This is a genomic window from Archangium primigenium (genome assembly GCF_016904885.1).
GTDB lineage: Bacteria > Myxococcota > Myxococcia > Myxococcales > Myxococcaceae > Cystobacter > Cystobacter primigenius.
This window is the reverse complement of the sequence record NZ_JADWYI010000001.1, coordinates 7,736,484-7,762,323: the sequence shown is the minus strand read 5'-3', so window position 1 is coordinate 7,762,323 and position 25,840 is coordinate 7,736,484. Positions and strand designations below refer to the sequence as shown.

The 25,840-nt window shown below is 69.4% G+C and carries 17 protein-coding genes; 7 read left to right on the top strand and 10 right to left on the bottom strand.

Features of this window, described 5'->3' with window-relative positions:
* Positions 1–3: 3 nt before the first annotated feature.
* The 3 genes from I3V78_RS31855 to I3V78_RS31845 all read right to left on the bottom strand — a co-directional run bounded on the left by I3V78_RS31855 (position 4) and on the right by I3V78_RS31845 (position 3,194).
* Positions 4–753 carry a 16S rRNA (uracil(1498)-N(3))-methyltransferase gene (locus tag I3V78_RS31855; protein ID WP_204493467.1) on the bottom strand — a complete coding sequence of 250 codons (750 nt, stop codon included), beginning with the start codon at positions 751–753 and terminating at the stop codon, positions 4–6.
* Between the two features lie 12 nt (positions 754–765).
* Positions 766–1,149, bottom strand: a complete 384-nt coding sequence (locus tag I3V78_RS31850; RefSeq protein ID WP_239576811.1) for a nuclear transport factor 2 family protein — start codon at positions 1,147–1,149, stop codon at positions 766–768.
* A gap of 140 nt (positions 1,150–1,289) precedes the next feature.
* Positions 1,290–3,194 carry a hypothetical protein gene (locus tag I3V78_RS31845; RefSeq protein WP_204493465.1) on the bottom strand — a complete coding sequence of 635 codons (1,905 nt, stop codon included), beginning with the start codon at positions 3,192–3,194 and terminating at the stop codon, positions 1,290–1,292.
* 241 nt (positions 3,195–3,435) lie between these two features.
* Here I3V78_RS31845 and I3V78_RS31840 point away from each other — a divergent pair, with 241 nt between their 5' ends.
* On the top strand, positions 3,436–5,622 hold the full coding sequence (locus I3V78_RS31840) for a WD40 repeat domain-containing protein (RefSeq protein ID WP_204493463.1): 2,187 nt from the start codon (positions 3,436–3,438) through the stop codon (positions 5,620–5,622).
* A complete protein-coding gene (locus I3V78_RS31835; protein ID WP_204493460.1) occupies positions 5,619–6,593 on the top strand; it encodes a hypothetical protein in 975 nt (324 codons plus the stop codon). Before I3V78_RS31840 ends, I3V78_RS31835 begins: the two co-directional genes overlap by 4 nt.
* Before the next feature lie 77 nt (positions 6,594–6,670).
* Here the strand turns inward: I3V78_RS31835 and I3V78_RS31830 are convergent, their stop codons facing one another.
* Positions 6,671–8,821: a M13 family metallopeptidase gene (locus tag I3V78_RS31830; RefSeq protein ID WP_204493458.1), complete on the bottom strand. Its 2,151-nt coding sequence runs from the start codon at positions 8,819–8,821 to the stop codon at positions 6,671–6,673.
* Positions 8,822–8,931: 110 nt separating this feature from the next.
* On the opposite strand from I3V78_RS31830, the gene I3V78_RS31825 reads away from it, so the two are divergent.
* On the top strand, positions 8,932–9,723 hold the full coding sequence (locus tag I3V78_RS31825; protein ID WP_204493455.1) for a DNA alkylation repair protein: 792 nt from the start codon (positions 8,932–8,934) through the stop codon (positions 9,721–9,723).
* Between the two features lie 13 nt (positions 9,724–9,736).
* On the opposite strand, the gene I3V78_RS31820 is transcribed toward I3V78_RS31825, so the two are convergent.
* Positions 9,737–10,207 (bottom strand): DUF4156 domain-containing protein, encoded by a 471-nt coding sequence (locus tag I3V78_RS31820; RefSeq protein WP_204493453.1) that lies wholly within the window; start codon positions 10,205–10,207, stop codon positions 9,737–9,739.
* A gap of 95 nt (positions 10,208–10,302) precedes the next feature.
* On the bottom strand, positions 10,303–14,013 hold the full coding sequence (gene hrpA, locus I3V78_RS31815; RefSeq protein WP_204493451.1) for an ATP-dependent RNA helicase HrpA: 3,711 nt from the start codon (positions 14,011–14,013) through the stop codon (positions 10,303–10,305).
* Between the two features lie 154 nt (positions 14,014–14,167).
* On the opposite strand from hrpA, the gene I3V78_RS31810 reads away from it, so the two are divergent.
* From I3V78_RS31810 to I3V78_RS31795, 4 genes are all read left to right on the top strand, one after another.
* Positions 14,168–14,779 (top strand): DUF6992 family protein, encoded by a 612-nt coding sequence (locus tag I3V78_RS31810; RefSeq protein WP_204493449.1) that lies wholly within the window; start codon positions 14,168–14,170, stop codon positions 14,777–14,779.
* Between the two features lie 168 nt (positions 14,780–14,947).
* Positions 14,948–15,769: a nuclease A inhibitor family protein gene (locus I3V78_RS31805; protein ID WP_204493447.1), complete on the top strand. Its 822-nt coding sequence runs from the start codon at positions 14,948–14,950 to the stop codon at positions 15,767–15,769.
* Between the two features lie 162 nt (positions 15,770–15,931).
* Entirely contained in the window at positions 15,932–17,569 is a 1,638-nt protein-coding gene (locus I3V78_RS31800) for a choice-of-anchor K domain-containing protein (protein ID WP_204493445.1), read from the top strand.
* A gap of 196 nt (positions 17,570–17,765) precedes the next feature.
* Positions 17,766–18,740 carry a hypothetical protein gene (locus I3V78_RS31795; RefSeq protein WP_204493443.1) on the top strand — a complete coding sequence of 325 codons (975 nt, stop codon included), beginning with the start codon at positions 17,766–17,768 and terminating at the stop codon, positions 18,738–18,740.
* 27 nt (positions 18,741–18,767) lie between these two features.
* Here I3V78_RS31795 and I3V78_RS31790 read toward each other — a convergent pair whose 3' ends face one another.
* From I3V78_RS31790 to I3V78_RS31775, 4 genes are all read right to left on the bottom strand, one after another.
* Positions 18,768–19,796, bottom strand: a complete 1,029-nt coding sequence (locus I3V78_RS31790) for a fatty acid desaturase (RefSeq protein WP_204493441.1) — start codon at positions 19,794–19,796, stop codon at positions 18,768–18,770.
* 264 nt (positions 19,797–20,060) lie between these two features.
* The gene (locus tag I3V78_RS31785) at positions 20,061–22,094 is read right to left on the bottom strand and encodes an AgmX/PglI C-terminal domain-containing protein (protein ID WP_204493439.1); all 2,034 of its coding nucleotides are present in this window, start codon (positions 22,092–22,094) and stop codon (positions 20,061–20,063) included.
* A 167-nt stretch (positions 22,095–22,261) separates the two neighbouring features.
* On the bottom strand, positions 22,262–24,424 hold the full coding sequence (locus tag I3V78_RS31780; RefSeq protein ID WP_204493437.1) for a prolyl oligopeptidase family serine peptidase: 2,163 nt from the start codon (positions 24,422–24,424) through the stop codon (positions 22,262–22,264).
* Between the two features lie 64 nt (positions 24,425–24,488).
* Entirely contained in the window at positions 24,489–25,742 is a 1,254-nt protein-coding gene (locus tag I3V78_RS31775; protein ID WP_204493435.1) for a hypothetical protein, read from the bottom strand.
* Positions 25,743–25,840: the final 98 nt, after the last annotated feature.

Genomic DNA, 25,840 nt, shown 5'->3' with positions numbered 1-25,840 from the left:
CGCTCAGCCGCCCCGGGCGCTGTCCTCCCTCAACAGGGCCACCTGCCCCAGCAGGACGGGCACCGCCGTCTCCACCCGGAGGATGCGCGGGCCCAGGGAGAAGGGGTGGAAGCCGTGACGCGCGAGGAGGTCCGCCTCGAAGGGCACCCAGCCCCCGTCGGGCCCCACCGCGAGCACCACGCGCGGTGCCTCCTGGACGCCCACCCGGGTGAGGGGCTGGTGTGCCGGCGGGTGGGGGAGCAGCCGCAGGGCCTGGGGGCCGAACAGGGCGTCGAGCTCGTCCTCCACGAAGGGCCGGAAGCGCTCGCGAACGAGCACCTCGGGCAGCCGGGTGTCGCGCGCCTGCTCGAGCCCTTGGAGGAGCAACTCCTCGATGAAGGCGGCGTCGAGCACCTTGGAGTCGAAGTAGCTCTTCTCCACGCGGGCGGCGTTGACGAGCACCACCCGGTCCACGCCGAGCTGGGCGGCGGCGGGCAGGACACGCTTGAGCGCCTTGGGGCGGGGGATGGCGAGCACCAGGTCCACGCCGGGGCGCGGGGGCGGCGGCTCGGTGAGGGTGACACGCAGGCGCAGCAGGCCGGGCGTGTTCTCCAGCACCTCACCCGTGCCCACGAGGCCACCCACCTGGCCCACCCGAAGCGTCTCCCCGGGCTCGGCGCGCAGCACCTCGCGGGCATGCTGGGCCCGACGGCCCGTCATCTGGACGGTGCCGTCGGGCAGGAAGTCCGCGTCTTGGAGGAGCAGGAGGTTCACGGGCGCCGGTGCCTACGCGGTCAGGGCCGCCGCCATCCGGGCCACCACGGCGTTGAGCGCCTTGAGCGGCCGGAGCATCACCGTGAACTCCGTGATGCGCCCGGTGCCATCCCAGGTGATCATGTCGATGCCGTGGACCTCCAGCCCGTCGACCCGGGTGCGGAACTCGAGCACCGCCGAGCCCTCCGCGCGCCACTCGCCCGTGTAGCGGAAGTCCTCGCCGCCGAGCACCTGCATCGCCGCGGTCAGGTACTTCGCGGTGAGGGCCTTGCCCTTCTGGGGCGTGTGCACCGCGGGCGAATGGAACACCACTTCGTCGGCGAGCACCGCATCGAGCGCCGCGGGGGTCCGCGCCGCCACATAGGCGTGCCATCCCGCGAGGGCATCACCGCTCATGACGCGCCTCCGCCTGAATTGCTGCGTGCGTCACCCTGGCACCGACCGGTCATCGTCATCGCACCCCTCCCTCGAGGCGCATCCTGACGACGCCGGCGTGTGCCCACAAGCCCGTCATCGGCACATCCGCGCCGTCCGGCTCAGGAGAACAGGCCGGTGGTCCAGCCGCCGGACAGGTAGTGCTGGGCGAGCTGCGCGGGGTCGAGCTCCCGCTTGTCCCCCACGTGGGTGCGCTCGGTGGTGAGTCCCACCTCGCCACCGCCCGCGCCCGCGTTGACGCCCACGCCCGCGTTGTTGCCCTCGGTGGTCTTCTCCTGGACCGTGGCCTTCACGTCGATGGCGCTGCCCGCCTGCGTCATCGCCTTGCCGAAGTCACCTTGCAGCAGGCTGTCCACCGCGCCGCTCTGGGCGAGCTCCTCGGGCCTGGCGGTCAGCTCCACCTTGACCTCCTGGCCCGCGCTGCCGTTGAGGCCCAGCCCCTTGAGCGAGCCCTGCCGCGCGTCGGTGACGGAGACCTTCACCTGCTGCGACTCCTGGGCGGTGGCGGCGATCTGCCGCCCGGCCCCGGCGGGATCCGTCACGAGGGACGCCGGATCGAAGTCCTTGGGCAGGTTGAAGCTCTGCTCCATCTCCACGGTCACCGCCTCCTTGCCGTCGACCGAGGCGCCGCCGGGCAGGGACGTGCTGCCCCCGTTGCTCCCCGGCACGCTGAGCCCGGCGGAGCCAGACCCCTGCGCGCTCACCTGCGCGCTCTGCTTGAGCACCAGCTTGGAGGGGTGGCCCTGGTCGAACTCGACACGCGCCGTCGTTTCCCCCTTGCCATTGAGGGCCGCCTTGGCGCCCACGCCCAACACGTCGCTCATGCCCTTGGCACCCACGCTGCCGTTGAGCGTGCCCTCGGCGCCGACCTTGAACTCCACGGCGCTCAGGTTGTCCTTGAGCGCGGCCACGTCCTCGACGGGATTGCCCAGGAGCTGGTTGGCGATCGGCGCCCCCACGCCCGGGGGACCGAGGGTGCCAGCGCCCGCGGCCAGGCCCATGCGCGTCAGGGCGTCCGCGGCCTGCTTGGCCTCCTCGGCGGTCGCGAACTTGAATTCCACCTTGGCGCCCGTGGTCCCATAGGCGCTCGCGCCCGCGTCGGCGCCCCCCTTGACGCCCAGCTTCGCGGCCACGCCAGCGCCCATCTCGCCGCTGGCGGACACGGTGTAGCCGCCGCCCGCGTCGTCCGCGTTGCGCTTCACCTCGATCTCGCCCTTGCCCTTGCCGGCGAGCAGCGCGCCGTTGATCGAGCCCTCCAGGGACACCTTGGCGCTCTCGCCCGGCTTGAGCGAGTCGACCTGCGAGCTGAGCGTGAAGGCGTCCTTGACGGTGTTCGCCGTCTGGACGGGATCGCGCACCAGATCGGCGCCGGCCTGCAGCGCGCCGCCGACGAGCATGTTGCCGAGCTTGCCCATGGGATCGAGCGCGGGCGCGTCCTGAACGAACTGGCCCGCCTTGTCCATGCCGTCGGCGAGGAGGTCCGTGGCCTCGTCGGCCACCCGCCCCGGGTTCTCGACGGCGAAGCGCGCCGCGTCGCCCAGCGTCGAGGCGGCGTCCTGGACCGTGTCCACCGCGCCCTCGACGACATCCCCCGCGGTGTCCACCGCGGACTTCAGACGCTCCGCCGCGCCGCCGGCCAGGTCCTGCACCGTGTCCACCGCGCCGCCGACGACGTCCTGGGCCTTGTCCACGACCCCGTTGGCCACCTGCTGGGCGGTGTCCACCGCGCCGCCGACGACGTCCTGGGCCTTGTCCACCACGCCCTTGGCGCCCTCGAACACATCCTTGGCCTGCTCCTTGGCCACGGCCGAGACCTTCTCGCCCACGGCGCCGACGCTGGCCTTGGCGGTCTCGGCGGTCTTCTGGGCGGCCTGCTGCGAAGCCTCGGCGGCCTTCTGGGCGGCCTGTGCCGCGGCGCGCGCGGCGGCCTCGGCTGCCCGCGCTGCTGCCTCGGCCGCCCGCTTCGCCGCATTCGCCGCTCCAGAAACGATTCCGCCGAGACCCATGGGCTGCTCCCGTGTGAGGTCCGGGTCGCGCCCACGCAACGCGCGGCGTCAATCCCGGAAAATCCTTGTCCGAGAGAATTCTCGAAATCCGCGACGAAAAGTTTCGTGCGCGTACGTCTCGCGCGGCGATGGCTCGGACAAGGCCCTCCCCCGAGAACGCGGGGTTGCCCGTGCCTCGTTGCTTCCCCATGCTCGGCGATTGTCCATGTCCGGACAGTGTCTGGATGGAGGGGGTTCAACGATGCTTTCGCGAATCCGCGGGCGCGGCCCATGGCTGGCGCTCGTGCTGCCATTGTTGTCGGCCTGCAATCTCTTGTCGGAGCCCGAGCCTCCGCCGGAACCGACGACCGTCCCGAAATTCGAGTCGTTTGGACTGACGCAGCGGTCGTATCAGGTGCGTCCGTACACCTGCGGCCGCGCCACGCTTCGGATGATCGCGGACCGGAAGATCGAGCCGGACGACATCGTCTGGTCGGTCGACGCGAAGCTGGTCGATCTCGAGCACGTGAGCCACTCCAGCGGGAACGCGTCGTTGGACACGTACGAGACCTTCTCGCTGGTCGACCTCTGCGCGCGTGAGAAGCACGGCAAGCTGAAGATCCGCGCGGGGCTCAAGAGCCTGCCGGACTACTTCGCCGAGGGGGAAATCGAGATCGGCTTGCCGGCCTCGGGCCAGGCGAACCCCGTGCCCCCGCAGCTCGTGCTCGGGCATCACCACAGTGCACCGACCCGGATCTTCTGGTCCAAGGACAGTGCGTCCTTCTTCGTGGCGTCCAAGGATCGAACGCTCACGAAGTGGAATGGCTCCACGCTGGCGCTCGAGGGCGGCTGGGTGACGATGGGCGACGACGCGAGCCTCCTCGACGACGGCCGCGTCTTCGTGCCCATCTCCAACTTCCGGTCCGCCATCCTCGATCTCTCGACGACGCGCTACACGACCTGGTTCGATGGGATCGGACAAGGCGCGCTCTTCGAGGCGCCGGTGCTCAAGCCTGTCGGCTCGGCCCAGACCCGGTCCATCAGCGCCAATGGCGGACGACTCGCGGCCTGGCTCTGGAGTGACTCGCAAAACTCGGAGGTCTGCGGCATCCAGACCCTGGATCTCAAGACGAACACGCGTCTGCTCGTGGATGCGTTCGCCCCCGCGGGCCGGGCCCGGGAACTGAACTTCAACGGTGGCTCCGTCGCGTCGGAAACGCCCACCCTGCGTCCCGAGTGGTACACCGAGATCTCCCCGAAGGGGCGCTATGTCGCCTTTGGACCGGGCGGCTGCAGCGTGGGCAACTCCGTCTACGACTTCCAGGAGGACCGCTTCGCCGTCTGTGGCACCACGACCCTCACCTCGAAGCTCCACCGCGCGGGGTTCTCCGAGGATGAGAGCACCCTGGTCGTCGGCCAGGCGCCCGACACCCGGCACATCGAGATCTACAAGATGCCGGACTGCCGGAGGCTCGGCAACGGCCGGTTCGACAATACGATCACCCTGGGCTGGGGGCTCTCGCCGGATGGCAACACGCTCGCGGTCGTGGGCTACAACGGTGGGCCGAGGCTGTTGCTGTACAACGTCGCGGAAGGCTCGCCACTCTGGAAGCCCAAGGACTACTTCGGGGCCAACTTCACCGAGGGGGATGTCACACGCGACTTCCTCCTCGACTTCGAGCAGGGGGGCAGCGATGGCTACGACCCCGGCTTCTACCGGCTCGCGTTCTCGCCGGATGGCAAGCGCATCGCGGTCGCCTCCGTCAACGGACGGCTGGCGCGGGTGGACCTGGAGAAGTCCGACGGAGACATCCGCTACGACGATCAGCCAATGGATTCCCGGCACCCCTACGAGACACGGCTCGCGCCGGGGGGCCGTTATCTCTGGATCAAGTCGGTGGGAACGAGCGCGGACATCCATCGGGGCCTCTATGACTTGCAGGAGCGCCGGATGGTCGTGGGGTACGACGCGAACACCCAGGCCCTCGTGACGATGGAGCATGAGGCCTTCGTCGTGCGTCGCGGGACCCGCCTCTTCCGCGTGCCGTATGCGAATCCCTCGCAAGAGACCGAGGTCTTCGACGTGGCGCTGACGTCGGCCGAGGACGTGTCGATCTCCCCGAGCGGCCGCTACCAATGTGTCGTCTCGGCGACCCAGGCCTGCCGCAAGGATCTCCAGGGCGGCGGCGAGCAGTGCGTGCGGTTCGAGCAAGCGAGCGGTGGGGCGTTGAAGTCGGCCGAGAGCGCCGCGATGCTCAATGACAGTGATTGCCTGCTGGGCGAGGCGTCCGCCAGCAGACTCTGGCGCTGGCCCACGTCGACGCAAACCATTTCCCTGCAAACCCATCTCGTCAGCACCGGCTCCAACCAGGTCATCCGCTTCGAGCGGCTCAGCGGGCGGAGCCTGCTCGTGGTGACGCGTCGGCTCTTCGTCTGGAACCTGCCATGAACCGCTTGCTTCTCTGCGCTGTCGCCTCGTTCGTGTCTGGCTGTGATCTCTCGGCGCTCGAGCACAAGGAGGATCCGCCCCCCGAGTGGCCCCAGTACTACTGTGGCTCCGAGCTGTTCGATCTCAAGCAGGTGAAGTCCACGAACCCTGGCTTCCGCAACCAGCGGATCAACCACGGCTCGACGTGCTGGGTGATCGACTACGCCGAGGACCCAAAGACCCTGAGCGGCACCGTCACGCTGCAGCGACAGATGGGCACGACCCCCGACGGACGTCCCGTGGGCTGTACGTTCAAGGGCCTGAGCAACCAAGTGCGTGCGGAGCTCACCGAGGGCACGTGCCTCATTCCCACGGAGACGGGATTCGCGCGCTTCGAGCTGACGACCCCGGCGAACTTCAGCCCGAAGGCGGAGACCGGCGCCCAGGCCATCCTCGACGGGACGTGGTCCGAGCAGCGCGGACAGGACTTCCTGAGCGCTAAGGTCACCCTCGGGCTCTATCCCCAGTCCCAATCCCAGAAGGCCACCCTCGACGGCTACCCGGAGTCCGCGAAGAAGATCGTGTCGCTCGCGAACGACTGGTCCACGTGCGGCACGCCTCGCTGTTTCAAGGTCGCGTTCGGCGGCAAGGGACAACTCGTCGAGGGGGACAAGCAGCACTGCGCGTCGGTGCTCGACGGGTTCCAGGAGCCGTTCTCGGTCGTGGTCGACTCACGCGGCCACCTCGCCTTCGCGGAAGACGCCGCGTCGGTCGCGGAGAGCGACTGGCTCCCGGGGGGACCGGTCCCGACGGGTTGTGGCAGCTTCGCCTTCACCGGCCAGCGGCCCACTCCGTACTCGACCTATGGGATGCAGTGGACCGCGAGTGGCACGGGCGAGATGTCCATGGACCACACGATCTTCCATACGCAGAACAACCTGACGCAGATCTGCCGGACCCGCTGGACGTCCGAGCTGGGGGCCTGCCGCTGAGCGCCTCCGCCGATGGGGTCACCCAATCCACGATCGCGTGACGTCGGGGGCCCGGGGCGAGGCCCCGGGCCCCTGCCTCACCAGACGCGCACGCGCTGCTCGGGCGTCAGGTAGAGCGTCTGTCCGGGCGTGACTCCGAAGGCCTGATACCAGGGCTCGAGGTTGCGCACGGTCAGCACGCGGAACTCGCTCGGCGCATGCCCATCCGTCAGCAGCGCCCGGCGCAGCGACGGCTCACGGTACTTCCGGCGCCAGATCTGGGCGAAGCCGAGGAAGAAGCGCTGATCGCCGGTGAAGCCCTCGATCGCCGGCGTCTCCTTGCCTCCACGCGACATCGTGTAGGCATCATGGGCGATGGCCAGACCGGCCAGGTCGGCGATGTTCTCCCCGAGCGTCAACTCGCCATTGACCGAGGCATCTGGCAGCGGGCGGTAGGCATTGTACTGCGCGACGAGCGCCTGGCCGGCGGCCTTGAACCGCGCCGCGTCCTCCTTCGTCCACCAGTTGGCCAGCTTGCCGCGCGCGTCGAACTGGGCGCCCACGTCATCGAAGCTGTGGACGATCTCATGCCCGATGACGGCGCCAATGGCCGCGTAGTTCACCGCCGGATCGGCGTTCGGGTCGAAGAAGGGCGGCTGCAGGATGGCCGCCGGGAAGATGATGGAATTCTGCTGCGGTGAGTTCAGGGCGTTGACGAGCTGCGGCACCATGAACCACTCGGCGCGGTCCACCGGTCCGCCGAGCTTCTTCAGGTGGCGCTGGGTCTCGAAGCGCGAGGCCCGCTCGTGGTTGCCGTAGGCGTCTCCGGCACGGATTTCCAGGCCCGTGTAGTCCCGCCACTTCTCCGGGTGGCCGATGCCCACCTGGAGGGTGGTGAGCTTCTCCTTCGCGCGCGCCTTCGTCTCCGGCGCCATCCACGCGAGCGCGTCGATGCGCCGGTCGAGCGCCGCGATGATGTCGCGCACCATCGTGTCGGCCTCGGCCTTGGCCTCGGGCGGGAAGTACTTCGCGACGTAGCGCTTGCCAATGGCCTCGCCCATCGCCTCGCCGGTGATGCTCACGGCGCGCTCCCAGCGCGGGCGCTGCCGCTCCAGTCCAGAGAGCACCTGGCCATGGAAGGCGAAGCTCTCCTCGCTGAAGGCCCGGGACAGGAAGGGCGCGGCGCGCGCGAGCGCGTGGAAGGTCAGGTAGTCCTTCCACGTCTGGAGGGGCTCGCCGCCCACCAGCTTCGCGATCCCCGTGAGCGCGCTCGGCTGCCAGACGATGAACTCGCGCTGCTGGCCGAGGCCCGCGGCGCTGAACCAGGTGTCCCAGTCCAGCCCGGGCGCGCGCTGGGCGAACTGCGCCCGGGGCCAGGGGTTGTTCGCCTTGGCCACGTCTCGCGTGTCCACCTGGCTCCAGTGCACGCGCGCGATGCTCCGCTCCAGTGCGACGACGCGGCGGGCCTGGGCCTCGGGCTCGGCGCCGCCCGCCAGGCGCAGCAGGGCGGCGACGTGCTTCTCGTACTTCTGACGCACCTCGGCGAACTTCGGGTCCTCGCTCAGGTAGTAGTCGCGGTCCGGCAGGCCCAGGCCGCCCTGGAACAGGTAGGCGGCGTAGCGGGAGGGCTCGTTGAGATCCTCGCTCACCCACAAGCCGAAGAGCCGGTCCGTCGTCACCCGCCCCATGTTGAGCGCGTCCACGTCGGCGCGCAGGGTGTCTCCGAGCGCGGCGGCCAGCTGTCGGCGGTCGGCGATGGCGCCAATGCGCTGGAGCTCGGGGGCGAGCGGCGTCAGGCCCCGGGCCTCGATGGCCGCCTCGTCCATGAAGCTGGCGTAGAGGTCGCCCAGCTTGCGCAACTCGCTGCCGGCGGGGGCGTCGGAGCGCGCGGCCTCCTCGATGATCTCCCGGGTGCGCCGGTCCGCCTCCCGCGCCAGCTGCGAGAACATGCCGATGGAGGACTGGTCCGCGGGGATTTCCGTCCGATCGAACCACTGGCCGTTGGCGTAGCGGAAGAAGTCATTCCCGGGCGTCACGGACGGGCTCATTCCCGAGGTGTCGACCCCAAAGGCGCCGTAGGTGGGCCGCGGGGCGGGGGCGGGCGGGGTGGCGGCGGGTTTGTCCGGCCGCGTCAACGCGGAGGCCGTGTCCGCCGGCGCGGTGGTGGCGCATCCGGCGAGCCACGCGGAGGTCCCGAGGGTGAGCGCCACGCGCGTGGCGCCCGGAAAACGACGAAATGGTGAGGTCATCGGTGTGAGGTCCCTTGAGCGGACAATGCTCGGGACCTCAACCCCCGGGCAGGCGACTTCATCCCAACGCCAGACGATCGGGTAGAAGGATCGCATCCGAGGAGACCCGCATGCCGAAAACGACGACGTTGTCCCAGGTGATGAAGCAGCTCGAGGCCCAGGGCGACGAGAAGGTGCGCCAGCGCTACGTGCGCGATGGCGCGGGCGACAACGTCTTCGGCGTGCTGCTCGGCAAGATCCGGGGCCTCGCGGAGGAGCTCGGGACGAACCACGGGCTCGGTCTGGAGTTGTGGGCGACGGGCAACCACGAGGCGCGGGTCCTCGCGTGCATGCTGCTCGACCCCGCGGCGCTCACCCAGAAGGAGGCGCGGGCGCTCCTCGAGCCGCTCTCGAACGCGACCCTGGCCGACGAGCTCGTCGGCCGCGTGCTCGTGCAGGCGCCCATCGCCGAGGCGCTCCAGGTGCGGTGGATGGACGGCGACAAGGAATTGCCCCGCCGCGCCGGGTGGCGGCTGCTCGCCGGACGCATCGCGCGTGGGTTGGCGAAGGACCTGGATGTCCGCGCGACGCTCGAGCGCATCGAGCGGGAGTTGCCGTCCGCGCCGTACCCGGTGAAGGAGGGCCTCAACTTCTGCCTCGTCTGGATGGGCCTCCACCTGCCCGAGTACACCCCGGAGGCCATCGCCATCGGCGAGCGCCTCGGCCGGTGGGACCCGCGCCCCATCCCGAAGGGCTGCACGTCGAGCTACGCGCCGGAGTGGATCGCGGCGGCGCTCGCGCTGCGTCGCGGCGAGAAGACCGAGGCACGCAAGGCGATGGACACGGCCGCGAAGAAGAAGGCCCCGTCCGCCAGCAAGAAGAGCGCCGGGAAGAAGCCTTCCGCCTCGAAGCGGGCGCGCTGACCTCCGGCCGCGCCTACTCGTTCGCGGTGCCGCTCGCGAGCTGCTTGCAGCGCAGGGCCCGCTGGCGTGCCGATTCCCCCTCCTGGCGAGGACACTCGGACAGGTACGACTTCTCGGCGGGCACGGGCTCCGCCTCCGCCAGGGAGCCATACTTGTCCGCCGGGCAGTTGTAGGCGTAGGCCACCACGCTGGCCGAGGCGGTGGTGCCCTGGTAGGCGCTGAACGTGGGCGGCTGCATGAAGACGTGGGTGGCCCGCTTCTCCGCGGCCTTGTTCAGCACGTCGTTCATCGCCTCCGCGATCTTGTCTTCCTGGGCGCCAAAGGCTCCGCTCGTGCCGACGAGGGTTCCGTAGTTCTTGCAATCCGCGCCCGGTGCCGCGGCCAGGGGCGTCACCTTCCGACCGCCCTTGCTCAGCTCGGTGTACGCACACCCCGACATCAGGCACACCACGCCCAGGCCCGACAGACACTGCTTCCAATTCATGGGGTCCCCCACTTGCGATGGTTTCGCGCGCCGCTTCTAGCATGCCAGGCCTTGGAGGCGCATCCGGGTGCATCGCACGGGTCCGTGCGGTGCACCTAGCGCAGCGCCGCGAGGGCCGCGCCAACCTTCGCCACCGTCACCGACACGGGCGTCGTCACCTCCGGGGCGAAGATGGCCACACGCAGCTCCTCGAAGACCCACCGCAGCTCCCGCGCCGCCTCCGGATCCCGCACGCTGGCGCGTTTGGCGAGGAAGGTCTCCCACAGGGGGGTGAAGGGCTCGGCCTTCGCCGCGTCCTTGCCGGGGTTGGCCACCGCACGCGTCAGCCGGGCCTGGGCCGCGCGGAGGTAGCGCGGGTAATCCATCAGCCGCAGGAGGGGAATCCACTCGAGGAGGTCCGCGGGGAACAGGTGCTCGAGCTGCGCGCGGATGTCCCGCAGGGCCGCCGCGCCGCTCGGCCCCTTCGAGGCGGCCTTGAGCGCGGCGAGCGTCGCGGTGAGCGCGGAGGAGGTGGCCGTGACGGCCTCCGCCCAGTCCCGTGCCTCCCGCTCGATGCGCGGCGAGCCCTCACGGACGAGCGCCTCGAAGGCCGCCTTCGTGCGAGGCAGCGGCGCGCCCGGGGTGAGCTTGAACGCATCGTCGACGCTCCGGGCGAGGACGAGCGCCCGGAAGGCGTCGGCCTGACCCTTCGCGGGCGGTGCACCCGTGAGGGCCGGGAAGGGCGGCGGCATGCGCGCGGCGCTGACGGCCACGTGGCCTCGCGCGGCGAGCATCAGGAGCCGGCGGACCCCCGTGCGTGTCGCCGCGTCGGCGGCGGGGGCGGTCTCGAGCAACACCAGGTCCACGGTGGCACCCCGGTCGACGAGCGCGGGGTAGCCGCGGACCTCGAGCTTGCCGACCCGTCGGGTGACCGAGGGGGGCAGCTCTCCGAAGCTCCAGTCGGTCAGCCCCTTGCGCTCCCAGTCCGAGGCCGGTGCCGCGCTGCGCAGCGCCGCCCGGGCGCGTCCGCCGTACTGCTCGATCAGCGCGTCGGCGTCACGGCTCCGCGCGAGTTCCTTGCCCTGCTCGTCGAGCACCCGGAGCGTGAGGCGCAGGTAGGGCGCCACGATCGCCCCCCGGAAGGACTCCTCGGTCAGGTCCATGCCGCACAGTCGGGACACCGCGCGCGCGAGCGCTGGAAGCATCGGCCCGCGGAAGGGCACCAGCTCCTTCTCCAGACGGTCGACCAGCTCCGGCACCTGCCCCAGCTGCTTGCGCTGGGCGCGGGGGAGCTGATCGAGCAGGGCGGTGAGCTTCTCGCGCTGCCACCCGGGGATGGTCCAGTCCAGCTCTCCCGGGACCAGCTGGACGAGCAGCAGCAGCGGCACGCTCAGCGTGATGCCGTCGTCCTCGGCCGAGGGGTCGAAGGTGTACGTCACCGGCACGGACGCGCCGTGCAGGGAGAGGGTGTCCGGGTAGTGCTTCGGGGACAGGCCCGGGTCGTGCGCGAGGGCATCCTCCACGGAGAGGACGAGCACGTCCCGGTCGGCCGCCTCGGCCTTGCGGCGCCAGGCCTCGAAGCCCGCCCCGTCCGTCACGTCCGCCGGGACGCGCTGGTCGAAGAACGTCAGCAGCGCCTCGCTGTCGAGCAGCTCGCTGCGACGGGCCTTGTCCCGCAGGCGCGCCACGTGCTCGAGCACCTGGCGGTTCTTCTCCTGGAACGCCCCCCGCGTGCGGTACTCGCCGCGCACCAGGGCATGCTCGAGGAACATCAGCCGGGCCCGCTCGGGGTCCATGCTGGACAGGGCCACGGGGCGCTCCTTGAAGACCTGGAGCCCGAAGAGGGTCGCGTTCTCCTTCACCACGGCGCGCGCGGACTTCTCCGACCAGTGCGGCTCGGAGTAGCTGCGCTTGAGCAGGTGGGGGGCCGCCGCCGCGAGCCACTCCGGGTCCAGCTTCGCCACGGTGCGCGCGAACAGCTGGGACGTCTCCACCAGCTCGAACGCCATCACCCAGGCCGGGGGCTTCTTCGAGAGCGCCGACGAGGGGTGGACCATGAAGCGCGTCTGCTTGGCGCCCGTGTAGTGGCGCTGCTCGGGATTCCACTGGCCGATGCGGGACAAGAGTCCGGTGAGCAGCGCCTGGTGCAGGGCGTCCCCGCGCGCCGGGGCGCCCTGGCCCTTGTTCGGCAGGCGCAGCTCGCGGACGGTCTCCTCGAGCTGGCGCTGGACGTCCCGCCACTCGCGCACCCGGAGGAAGGACAGGAAGTTGTCCCGGCACACGCGCCGCAGGTGGGACGTGCCCCGGCCCTCCGCCTCGCGCACGAACGCCCACAGCTTGAGCAGGCCCGCGAAGTCCGAGTTCTCGTCCCGGAAGCGCCGGTGCAGCTCGTCCGCCTTCTGCGCGAGCTCCCGGGGCCGCTCGCGCGGGTCCTGCAGGTTGAGCGCCGCGGCGACGATGAGCACCTCCTCCAGGCACCCGTACTCGGCGCCGGCGAGGATCATCCGCGCGATGCGCGGGTCCACCGGGAAGCGCGCGAGCTGGTGCCCGAGCGGCGTCAGGGTGCGCTCCTTGCCCTCGATGGCCCCGAGCTCCTCGAGCACCCGCCAGCCCTCGGCGATGGACTTGGGCTGGGGCGGGTCGAGGAAGGGGTAGTCCTCGACGTCACCGAGGCCGAGGGACTTCATCCGCAGGATGACCCCCGCGAGCCCGGTGCGCTTGATCTCCGGGTCGGTGAAGGCGGGCCGCGTGGTGAAGGCCACCTCGTCGTAGAGGCGCACGCAGATGCCCTCGCGCACGCGGCCGCAGCGCCCCTTGCGCTGGTCGGCGCTGGCCTGGGAGACCGGCTCGATGTGCAGGCGCGTGGTGCCCGAGCGCGGGTCGTAGCGCGACAGGCGCGCCACCCCCGTGTCCACGACGTACACGATGCCCGGGATGGTGACCGACGTCTCGGCCACGTTGGTGGCGAGGATGACGCGGCGCTGGGGGATGGTGGCGAAGACCCGCGACTGCTCGGAGGCCGACAGGCGCGCGTACAGGGGCTGCACCACCGTGCCGCGCAGCGAGCGCGCGTTCAGGGCATTCTCGGTCTCGCGGATCTCCCGCTCGCCGGGGAGGAACACGAGCACGTCCCCGTCCGGGTCGAGCGAGATCACGTTGGCCACCGAGTCGGCGACGGCGTCGGCGAGCTCGGCGTCCTCGGGAGGCGGCTCGTAGAGCACGTCCACCGGGAAGGTGCGGCCCTCCACCTGGATGACCGGCGCGCCGCCGAAGAACTGGGAGAAGCGCTCGGTCTCGATGGTGGCCGAGCTCACCACCACCTTGAGGTCGGGGCGCCGGGGCAGGAGGCGCTTGAGCCACCCGAGCAGGAAGTCGATGGTGAGGCTGCGCTCGTGGGCCTCGTCGAGCACGATGGTGTCGTAGCGCTTGAGGAGCGGGTCGCCGTGGATCTGCGCGAGCAGGACGCCGTCGGTCATGAACTTCACGGCCGTGCGCCGGGACGAGCGGTCCTCGAAACGAATCTGGTAGCCGATGTCCGTGCCCAGCTCCGTGCCGAGCTCGCGGGCCACGCGGGCCGCCACGCTTGTCGCGGCGATGCGCCGGGGCTGGGTGACGGCGATCTGGCGCGGGCGTCCGCGCCCCATGGCGAGCAGGATTTTCGGCAGCTGCGTCGTCTTGCCCGAGCCGGTGGCCCCCGCGACGATGACGACCTGATGGGAGGCGATGGCCTGGGTGATGTCCTCCACCCGGCTCGAGATGGGGAGCTCGGGGGGGAAGTGCAGGGGGGGCAAGTCGCCGGGAGTGGGGACGGGTGAGTCGCCGGACATGGGGGCATGGCCTAGCACCGAAGCGGACGCTCCGCCCGAGAAGAAGCATGTGGGTGCCTGCATGCCCGGGAGGCGAGCCTCGGCGCCGCGCCTGGGAGGGGGCCGGAGGAGGGGCGGTGGCTATCCTCTCGGGAGCCACTGGAGGAGCCTTCCCATGAACCATGCCCCCTCGCACCGCGCGGGACTCGTCGCGGTGTTGCTGCTGTGTCTGTCCGTGTCCGCTCAGGCCGCGGAGTTCACCTCGCCCGAGTCCTTCCTCGCCCACCACAACCAGCAGACGGCGCGGCTCAATCAGACGGCCATGAGCATCCTGCTCGGCTGGGCCGTGCTCAACATCGGCTCGGGCACCGTGGGCCACTTCACCACCGAGGGGGAGACGCGGGCCTTCTGGCAGGCGAACGCCGCCTGGAACACGGTGAACCTGGCCATCGCGGGCTTCAGCCTGTACGGCCAGGCCTCCTCCTCGCCCGGCTCGTGGGATCTCGCGCGCAGCCTCACCGAGGGCCAGAAGATGGAGAAGCTGCTGCTCTTCAACGCCGGCCTCGATGTGGGCTACCTCGCCTTCGGCGGCTTCCTGCTCGAGCGCGGCCACCGCACGGACTCGGGGCGGCTGCGGGGGTGGGGCAAGAGTCTGCTCGTGCAGGGGGGCTTCCTCCTGCTCTTCGACGCCGCCCTGTGGTTCCTCAACGCGCGCCTCAACTCCCAGCTCACCGCCCGCCTGACGCCCGCCCCCAACGGGGTGGGCCTCATGCTCACCTGGCCCTGAGCCTCGGCGCGGCCGCTCTTGGCCGGTGGATGGATGCTGCGCGCATCGAGATGTGTGGTTTCGTGTGTTGGCGAACAATGGTTGGGTTCTGCCTTTCGCCGCACACGCTTGAAACCGCTTGTTTTGATATGGGGCGCGTCCAGGGGAGTCCGCACGGGGAGTGAATAAATGGGAAACGTTGCCACGTCGGAAGTGCATGCGGCGGTCGACCGCGCCGCGGCGCAGTTGCTGGACGCCGCGGGGCCCGATGGAATTGTCAGCCGCAAGGACATCCGCACCAAACTGCTCGCGTTGGAGGGAAAGGAGCGTGAACTCGTCGATTCGCTCTATCGCTTCGTCGATCGCCGTGACGGCAAGCGCTCCGCCCGGATGACCCGGCGCGACATCGACGAGGCGCTCGCCTACATTCGCAAGGAACTCGTCGACCGCTTCGACCTCGACAACAATGGCTTGTCGGAGGACGAGGTCGCGCGCATGTCTGAACTGGGCAAGCTCGCCGTTTCCCTGGCGCGGACACTCAAGGACGTGACCGGAAACAAGGGCGAGTCGATCGACCAGCAACTCAAGACGCTCGCCAGCGGTGGAATCTACTTCGACAATTGTTTCGGCACGGAGAGCGCCGTGGACGTCGCGTTCTTCCAAGCCGAGGGGACGCTCTCCCAGGTGACTCCCGACACCTTCCGCTCCGCGCTCAAACTCAAGGACGGGCCGCAGGAGGAGATCGTCCGGTTCGAGCCCGCCGAACAGGCGTTGCAGGCCATCGCCAGGACGTATTGGGATGATCCCGATCTGGAGGAGGACGACAAGCGCACGGCGGCGCAAGCCAGGCAGCTCGTCGACCTGATGAAGACGCATCTGCGCGACGTCCACGCGGTGGTTCTCGGCCGCAACGACCCGGAACTGGTGGGCTCCAACCATCCGCTCTACATCGTGGGGCTCGACTCCGCCGGAAGCCTCATGGGTCTGAAGACTTACGTCATCTGGACGTAGGCGCGCCCCTTCCAGCGCCGAGCCAGGACGGCTGTCTTGAATCTGACAGTCCTGACAAGGCCAGGCCCCAATGGGAACCGCCAGTCTGCCAATAGCAGGTCACACCTCGGGCGATGCGGGCACGCAATGCCTGCTCGCTCCCGGGGTGAAAGAGAGCTGAAAATGACCACAGCAGTGACTTCGGGCATCTGGTCGGGCATCAACGCGTCGCCTCCGGGGCTCGCCGGGTTGAACAGCCAGCATGTCCGGTGGGGCGTGCCCGCTGGCGGCACCGGGCAGAGTGGATACGTCTTCGCGGGCCGCACCGTCGATGTGCCGCTCGACGGCACGACGTTCGTGCTCGGCACGTTCACGCACCGGAACTTCCCGATCTACGGCTATCAGCCCGCGCAGTTCGACGTGAGCCTGAGGGTCCACGTCACGTTCAGCGGGGGCGTGCTGGCGAGGGACTTCAGCTTCACCTTCCACCACAACGAGACGCCGAACGTCGGGCCGGCACCCGAGGATCTGGTCGATCTGCCGACCTTGCGCTCGCCGGAGACCATCGAGCTCGACGGCGAGGAGTACGCGCTCGTCATCGAGGGCTTCATGCAGGGCGGCAAGCTGGTGACCAGGTTCATCAGCGCCGAGAACGGCTCCAACAGCGCCGATATCGTCGCCAAGCTCGTGCAGATCGTGAAGCCGGTCCAGACCTACATGTTCAAGGTCCTCAACCCGGACGGCTCGGTGTTCGGCAGCGGGTGCTTCACCTACAAGGGCGAGGAGTACCCCGTCGACATCGCGCACGTCATCGGTGGGCTGGGTCGCGGGTCGAAGCTCACGGAGTTCTGGTATCACGACCCGCTGGTCGGCTCGCTCGGAATGAGTGAGCTGCTCTCGCTGAACTTCCAGCGGGGGGCCGACGGTGAGCCGTCGCGCTTCGCCATCAATGCCTTCCAGCTCCCCGGCGCGGCGAGCGGCATCACCGCGGGGATCGCCACGCGCGAGAAGCCGGGGCCGGTGACCACGCACCGCTCCGAGGACAAGGAGCATGGCCACGAGGGGCGCACGCTGGTCTTCCCCGGGATCTGCCGCCCGGGCCAGGTCCAGCCACAGCCGGAGCCCGAGGTGCCTCTCGTCGACCTGGTCATCGTGATCGACTCGAGCACGTCGATGAAGCCCGACGCGACGAGCCTCAGCAACTCGGTCAGCGCGGCCATCGAGGCGGCGAAGTCGAAGTGCCCGTCGGACCTCAAGGTCAGCTACCTGGGGATCGAAGGGAAGTTCTCCGACTCGCTGTTCCGCACGACCATCCGCGAGCACCTCACCAGGCTCGGCGTCGCCGACACGGCGATGCGCGGGCGCAAGCGCGGCACGGTGGCCTCGGGCGGCGCGCAGGAGGACGGCGGGCGCGCGATCGAGGATGTGGTGACGCACAACGACTGGCGCCCGAACGCCAAGCGCGCGCTCCTCTTGCTCGGTGACGAGGGCATGGAGGGCGGCGACAACGTCGATGCCGAGGACATCGCCGCCGCCACCAAGGCGATCGAGGTCGCCAAGGCCGGGAGCACGCGGGTGCACACCTACCTGGCCAAGAGCGGGGCGGACGAGAAGACGCGCAAGGCCAACCAGGCCGAGTTCGCGCGGGTGGCGGCCGAGACCGGCGGCAAGGCCTTCACGTACGAGGACACCCTGCGGGGCTTCCAGGAACTGCTCGAGGAGGTCATCTGCGCGAGCAAGCAGCCGGAGCAGCCGGTGGAGGACTGCAAGTGCTGCAAGGAGTGCATGGAGCATAAGGTCGCCGCCGCGGCGAAGCCGTGATCGGCTGCCGCGCTTCGCGTGGCGGGGATGCCGACGTCGGTGCCCCGATGCGCGAGCGTGGCTTCCCGGTCCCGGGTGACCCGGCTCCCTTCACCCTCGCGGTGAAGGGAGATCCGGAGTGCGGGCCCGCGCTATCGTGGGGGTTGAAGTCCCCGCCACCACAGAGAGGATGACCCCCGTGCCGAGACAGCCGCGAATGCTGACCCTTTTCCTGACGGCGATGATGCCCGTGCTGATCGGCACGGCCGGGTGCGACCGCGCCGCGTCCCGTGCCCAGGCGAACTCGAGCCCGCGGGCGGTGGACGTTGGCGGTGGAACCGCCTCGACGCTCCGGGCCCGGATCGCACCGCCGCATGACGAGACGGTGGCGACTTATCGGCAGTCCGGTGCGGTCAACGCGAGCGCACACTCGCTCACCGATCGCGAATGGGCGCTGGTCGAACGCGCCATCGCCGAATTGCCTCCGCTGCACCGGGACGTTCTCGAAAGACGCCTCGCCCGGCTCAGCTTCATCGATGCGCCGTCGAGCGCGGGGACCGCCCTGACCCGCTCGTACGACGGTCCTGACGGTGGACCGCTCTTCGACATCACGTTCCGCGCCGACGTGCTCGACAAGTCGCTCAGCGAATTCCTCACGGCGAAGGAGTCGATGCTTTTCACCGAGGATGGCTCCGGCTACCGCGTCCGTTTCTCGGCGGGCGATGCATCGGCCCTGCCCTATCTGCTTCTGCACGAAGCGACCCATGTGGTGGACCGGACCTTTGGCATCTCGACGGAGATGCGCCCGTTCAGTGCCCTCTGGGTGGATTACCGTGACCTCGCCGCCCCCTATGCGACCGGGCCCATGGGCGTCACGGTCTATCGGCGGGGCCAACCCCTCCCGCTCGCCGAGAGCCCTGCGCTGTACAAGGCGCTCGATGCCTCGCCGTTCGTGTCCTTGTACGCCACCGCGTCCGCCGGCGAGGACCTGGCCGAGGTGGCCGCCTGGAGCCACCTGAGCCGGTTGCACATCCCGCTGACCGTCGAGGTCCTCGATGCGACGGGACGCGCGGTCGTCACGGTCGAGCCGTTGAAGTCGCCCGCCGTCCAGGCGCGTTTCGCCGTGGCCGACGCCGTGATCGCCCGCGCCGCGGCCAGGCCGTCGCAGACGTCCGAGAGTGCGGTTCGGTAGGCGCCGAGCGCGCGCCTGGACGGGCGCTCACGCGACGGCGAGGACCTCGGGGCGGCCCATGCGCTTGAGCCAGCGCACGTGGCTGCCCAGGGCCGTGCCCACGCCCGCCTGGGCGCGGTAGCGCACGCCGTGCTCGTGGCAGGTCGCCTCGATGATGCGCGAGAGGGCGGGGTAGTGCAGGTGGCACACCTTGGGAAAGAGGTGGTGGACGACCTGGAAATTGAGCCCACCCAGGTACCAGCAGAGGAGTCGATTGCCGCGCGCGAAGTCGACCGTCGTCTCCACCTGGTGGGCGGCCCACTCGCGGGTGAAGGTGCCGCCGGTGCTCGCGGGCGCCTCGGGGAAGGCCGCCTCCTCCACGCAGTGCGCGAGCTGGAACACGGTGGCGAGCGTAAGGCCGAGGATGAACGAGGTGAGCGCGTAGGCGAGCAGCACCTGCCACACCGGGTGGAAGAAGAGGGGTAGGACCAGCGACCAGGCGAAGAAGAACACCTTTCCGCCGAGCGCGCCCACGAGCTTGCGGCCGGTGGGGCGCGGCATCCGCTGCCCGCCGACCCGGCCGGTGATGATGTCCTTGAAGTCATCGACGAACTGCCACTTCAGGGTGAGCAGGCCGTAGAGCCCCCAGATGTAGAAGTGCTGGAAGCGGTGGGCGCGGTGCAGGCGCTGGCTCGGGGCGATCCGGCAGAAGGGCTGGATGTCGATGTCCGCGTCGAGCCCGGCGACGTTGGTGTGGCTGTGGTGGAAGATGTTGTGCTTCCAGCTCCACACGTACGAGGAGGCGCCGAGCATGTCCAGCATGCCTCCGAGCGCTTGATTGAGGCCGCGCCGCTCGGAATAGCCGCCATGGTTCGCGTCGTGTTGGACGCTGAAGCCGATGCCCGCCATCGCCAGACCGAGTGACAGACAGCCCAGGAGCGCGCTGGCCCAGGACCCGGCCACGAAGACCAGAAAGACATAGGACGAGACGAACCACGCCAGGATGACCCCGGTCTTGAGGTACATGCCTGGCAGATCGCGGGGCGACCGCCCGCTCTGCTCGAAGTAGTCATCCACCCGGGATTTGAGAGCTTGGTGAAACGGTCCCGCCGCCAAGAACTTCGCCTTCGTCGCCTGTGCCACCGTCGACCCACTCTCGCGTCGCCACCGATGGGGTTCACGGAACCGTACGGGGCGAATCCCCCTGGGGCCCAACTCCCAACTCGGTGACGAGCCCGAGCGTAACACGCGGCCCACCCGATCGGTTCCCCGGGTGGACGCATGGCCTCGGTGCAGGCGACTTCAGCTCGCGGTGTCGGGCGGGGACGAGGTGACAGCCGCTCATTCCAGGGCGGGCTGGACGCCTTCTGGTGACTTTTCCGGCTCGGGGCCCGGCGCGCTTCCCAGGGCGAAGATGAAAGGGTAGGTCACGACATTCCTTTCCCTGGATTCCGGAAAGACAAAGCCCTTGACGTGCTCGTCGATGCACGACTCCAACTCCGCGCTCCGGACGGTGCTCTGGACGATCTCCGAGGAGCGGACGAAGCCTTCCGGCCGAATGGTGAACCGCACCACCACTTTTCCCGCGAGCCCGGCCTGTCGTATCGACGCGACCTCGTAACAGTCACGGATCTTCCCCCTGTGCGCGGTGATGACCGCCTTGATCGTGGCCTTGTCGCGCGATCCTCCTGTCGTGGGTTCCCGCGCGTTCGCGTTGCCGGAGGACACGGTGGGGACCGACGTCTGGGGCGCCGCCTCGGAGGGGCCCGCGGAGGGGTCGAGGCTCTTTTCCGGCTTCTCGCTCACGAGGAAGACATAGGAGTGGTTCACGACATCGGATTCCCTGGATTTTGGAAAGACAAAGCGCTTGACGTGCTCGTCGATGCAAGACTCCAGCTCCGCGTCTCGAACCGTGCTTTGGACAATCTCCGAGGCGCGTACGGAGCCCTCCGGCTGAATGGTGAACCGCACCACGACTGTTCCCTCGAGCCCGGGGGAGGGGGCGCGGACCAACGCGACCTCGTAACACTCCATGATCTCCCCCGAGTGGGATTTGATGGCCGCTCCGATCGTGTCCTTGTCGCGCGGCCCCTCTCCCGAGCGGGCCTGCGCGTGCGCGTTGCCGGAGGACACGGCGGTGGGGGGGGCGTCGCGGGGCTCCTCACGGAGCTTGAGCATCTCCGAGGCCTTGAGGCTCTTCGGAAAGAGCACGAGATACGCGTCGGAGAGCGCGACCGCAGCATTGAACGTCTCCTCGTCGCGTGTCCTGCGCGCCTCGTCGAACCAGACAAGGGCGATGCTGGACAGGGTGCGCTCGGCGAACGCCTGGGCTTCGTCGAACAGGTGTTTGTCCTTCCCCTCCGTGAGGCCGCCGGAGGACGCCACGTCCTGGGTGAGCTTCACCAGGCGGCGCACCTGGGTCAGCGTGCGCTCCTTGTTGCCCATGGGCAGCACACGTTTGATGATCTGCGCCTGGAACCTGGGAGACTCGGGCGACAAGGGCTGCGTCTTGAGGAGGGCGTAAAGGGTGATGACCGCCTCGCGCTCCTGGCCTTGCTGGGCGTAGACATCCGCCAGTTGCTTCATCATCGCGAAGCGGACCTCGGGTTGGGCGGAGACGGCGCTGACGTCCTCCTGGACCCGTGACACATCGCCTTCGCGAGCGTATGCCTGGACGTAGTGGGCGCGGGCCTCGCGCACGAGCGCGGCGTCGACCCGCGTGATGTTCTTCTCGTCCGCGCTGGCGCTCGCCTGCTCACCCAGGAGCGCCACCGTCTTCCATTGCTCCTTGGCGTTCGGGTAGTCGCCCAGCTTGAAAGAGCACCAGCCTTGCTTGTAGAGGGCGAGGAGATGGACCGGGTTGTCCGAGATCTCCGCGGCGCGCTTGTAGGCCGTCAGCGCCTTCTCCAGTCCGGCGCGCTGGCCCTGGGCGTTGTTGAAGAAATACTCGCCAAGGGCGAAGTGGGTGTCGGGGACGTAGCGCGACTTGGGGTGGTTCTCGAGGAGACGCTTGAAGACCACCAGCGCCTTGCGGTCTTGTCCATCCTCGATGAGGAGGTTGCCCAGGCAGAAGAGCGTCTCGTCGGAGCGCTCGAAGTCCGGATGGTGCATGAGGATATTCATGTACTGCTCCATCGCGAGCGTGCGGGACTTCCTGGCGCGCGAGAGGAGTTCGGTCTTGGTGGCGTCGTCGACCTTCTGGCTGGCGGCGACGAGGTAGGACCTCGACTCCTCCTGATAGAGCGCCCCCTGCCGCAAGCGCAGTGCGGACTGCTCCCTGGGGTCGGTCGACGAGGCGAGGCTCTTGTTGTTCGACTCGATCTGCGCGAGGCGCGTGGCGGGCCTGGTGCTACACGCCGTCAAGGCCGAGAGCATCAAACAGATGCAACACATTCGGAACATGTGGACCCCCTTCAATGTGCGTGGACATCGAGGAGGACATCCTAGGATGCTTCCCGCGTCGGCCAGGCCTTTTCCGACGGGTGACCGAGGCAAGAAGCCCGGCGCTCCCTCACGAGCGCCGGGCTTCCGGTCCTTCCGGGCTACTTCTTCACGGGCCGGTACTTCACGCCCAGCTCGTGGAAGAGGAAGGCGAACACATCCACGTCCTCGGCGATGCGCTCGGACAGGGGCGTGCCGCCGCCGTGGCCCATGACGTTGGTGCGCAGGAGGATGGGCAGCTGGGAGCTCGTGGCCTCCTGGAGCCGCGCCACCATCTTGCGCGAGTGGAAGGGGTCCACGCGGGGATCATTGTCTCCGGCGGTGAAGAGGACGGCGGGGTACTTCACCCCGTCCTTCACGTGGTGGAAGGGTGAATAGGCATACAGCGCCTTGAACTGCGCCTCGTCCTTCACCGTGCCGTACTCGGTGGTGTTGAACTGGCCGTTGGGCGTGAGCTCCACGCGCAGCATGTCGTAGATGCCCACGCGCGCCACGACCGCGCGGTACATCTCCGGGTGCTGGGTGAGCGCGGCGCCCATCAGCAGGCCGCCGTTGCTGCCGCCCTCGATGGCCAGGCGCGAGGGTTTGGTCCACTTCTGGTCCACCAGCAGCTTCGCGCAGGCGTAGAAGTCATCGAAGACGTTCTGCTTCTGGGTGAGCGAGCCCTGGGTGTGCCACTCCTCGCCGAACTCGGCGCCGCCGCGCAGGTGGGTGGTGGCCACGATTCCGCCCTGCTCGATGAAGGCGAAGTCCAGGGCGTGGAAGCCCGGGGAGAGCGAGATGTTGAAGCCCCCGTAGCCGCTGAGCAGCGTGGGGTTGTTGCCGTCGCGCTTCGTCTTGGCCAGACGCAGCACGTCCATGGGCACCTTGGTGCCGTCCTTGGACGTGCACTCCAGCGTCTCCACCACCACGCCGCGCGTGTCCACGGGCGAGGTGCGCACCAGCGCCGTCTTGGTGAGCTTCCCGTCCTTGGCCGTGTAGCGGTAGAGGGTCGACGGCGCGGTGTAGCTGCTCACCGGCACGAGCAGGTCGTCTCCCTCCAGGGGGATGAGGCCCGCGGCGGTCACCGGCGGCGTGGGCACCTCGCCCAACGCCTTGCCCTGCATGTCCACGATGCGGATGCGCGTGGGTCCACCGAGTTGCTCCAGCAGGTAGACCCGGGTGGCGCTGGCGCGCACGCCCGCGAGCGAGGCCTTGCCCTCCGGCACCACCACCTGGGCCTTGTCGAGCGAGGGCGTGGCGAGCGGGATGCGCAAGAGCTTGCCGCGCGGCGCGCCCTGGTGGCTCAGGGCGTAGATCGCATCCGGCCCGATGCTCGCGGAGACGACCTTGTCCTCGAAGCGGGAGAGCTGCGTCCAGGTGCCCTGGGGGCCGCGCAGGTAGTAGGCGTACTCGCCGCCGTCGCCGTTGCCCATGCGCGCCAGGGTGTGGGCGCCATCCTGGGACGTCTGGAGCGTGAAGAAGGCGATGCGCGGGGCGTCCTTGCCCAGCTGGTAGGTGTCCTTCTCGACGGGCGTGCCGAGTTTGTGGAAGTACACCTGCTGGTAGAAGTCGTGGTCGGCCTTGGGGCGCTCCTCGCCGCGCGGGTAGCGGGTGTAGAAGAAGCCCGTGCCGTCCGCGTTCCACGCGAGGTCGCCGCCGGCGGTGCCGCCCTGGACCCGGGTCACGACGGGCTCGCCCGGCAGGGGCTTGCCCGTGGCCACGTCGTACACCGTGACGTCGCCGCTCTCGGTGCCGTCCTTGGACAGCGACACGGCGATCTTCTTGCCGTCCGGCGAGGGCCGGTAGAAGTCGAGCGTGGTGTGGCCGCTCGGATCGAGCTCCATGGGGTCCACCAGCACGCGCTCGGTGGAGGTGTCGTCCACGGAGGGCAGCACGAGCAGCACGGGCTGCTGCCGGGGCGGCTGGAACTTCATGGCGAAGAGGACGCCGCCCTTCTGGATCATCCCGACGTAGGCGGGGGACTTGTGGGTGGCGATGGCGGTGATGCGCGCGCGGATGGCCTCCCGCGAGGGCAGGGCGTCCAGCACGGCGCGCATGTGCGCGGCCTGGCCGGCGAGCCACTCGCGCGTGCGCGGGTCCTCGCTCTTCTCGAGCCACTGGTAGGGGTCCGCCACCTTCACGCCGTGGTAGGTGTCCTCCACGACGTCCTTGGCCGCCACGGGCGCGGGTGGCACGGCGGCGGGCTTCGGGGCGGCGGCTAGGGACGAGACGGGGAGCAGCAGCGACAGCGCGGCGAGCGCGCGTTTGGAGCGAGGGGGCACGGGGCCTCTCCGGGGTGGGGTGTGACGCCCCGGAGCCTGCCACGTCCCCCTCCGTCCGCGCCTTCTAGAACAGCCGCAGCACGGTGTTCTGGTTGCCGCCGGCGCGCAGGTTCTTCAGGGGCGTCACGTTGTAGCCCGAGGCCGCGAGGCAGCCGGCCGCCGAGCCGAGCGAGCGCGCCTGGGCGAGGCCCGACGCACTGCGGGGCCGCAGCACGACGCCGCCAAAGGTGATGGTCGTGCCCCGGTCACCCGGCTCGAACGCCGTCGCCACCTTGTAGCCGAGCGTCAGCGTGAGCCCGTCGCCGGACAGCTCCGTGGTGGTCGTCTCGGACACGCCGTTGTCGGGCACGTTCGTCGGCAGGCTGCCCGTCACGCCGTTGCCGTTGGTGTCCGGCACGGTCGCGGTGGCGATCTGGCAATCCGAGGAGCCCGGGAGCAGCTCCACCGGGCGGTTGAAGGTGATGACGAGCTTGCCGGCCGCGCCCGCGAGGGCGCTCGGGTCATCCACGCTGGAGCGCACGGCGTAGACGAAGCCGTCCGTGGCGCCCACGTCGGTCGTGAGCGCGAGGCGCTGGTCGCCCTGGCTCACCCCGGCCACGAAGTTGCCCTGCCCGGCGAGCACCCGGCCCTCCAGGGTCTCGCTCATCACCGCCTCGCAGTGGTACTCGGCGCCGTTGACGAGCTGCGCGCCCGGGATGACCGCCAGGCCGTCCTCGTCCGTGGTGGCGCTCACCGTGGTGGCGCCCGTGTTCCTGGGCGTCAGGAAGTCTCCGGACACCTGCAGCGAGTTGCCCTGGAGGCTCGCCGGCAGGTACTGGCAGAGCAGCTGCACGCGGGGCACCGGCTGGTTGTCGAGCGTCACGTGGAAGCGGTAGTCCACCGTGAAGCCCTTGGGGAAGAGCCGGATGTTGCCCACGAACTGCGAGTGCTCCACGTCCTCGGACAGCAGCGGGTAGGTGATCTCCCCCACGAACCGCTCGTAGCCCGGCGCCTGGGCGAACAGGGGAATCGTCATGCCCTCGGGGATGTCGTCGATCTGGAAGCACCCGTCCGCCTCGATGGCGTTCGTGTCGGTCAGGTCGCCCGTGCCACAGGGCCGCGCCCGGATGAACTCGCCCTTGATGAGCGCGTACACCTGGCTCTTGCTGTCCTTGTCGTCCTCGATGTTGTTCTTGCCGTCGGGCTTGAAGAAGTTGAGGCGCTGGCCGCTCTGCCCATCCACGACGAAGCCCACGAGACGTCCGTGGTTGGCCTCCCAATCACATCCCCCCAGGCCCAGCAGCGAGAACACCAGGAACTTCCGAGTCAACCCATTCATGCGAGAACCCCACGAAAAACCGTGAACGGGGCGCTCCTTAGTCGACTTCCGGACGCGTTGTCAGGGGGGAGCGGCGCTTTCCGAGGGTCCGAGGGGTC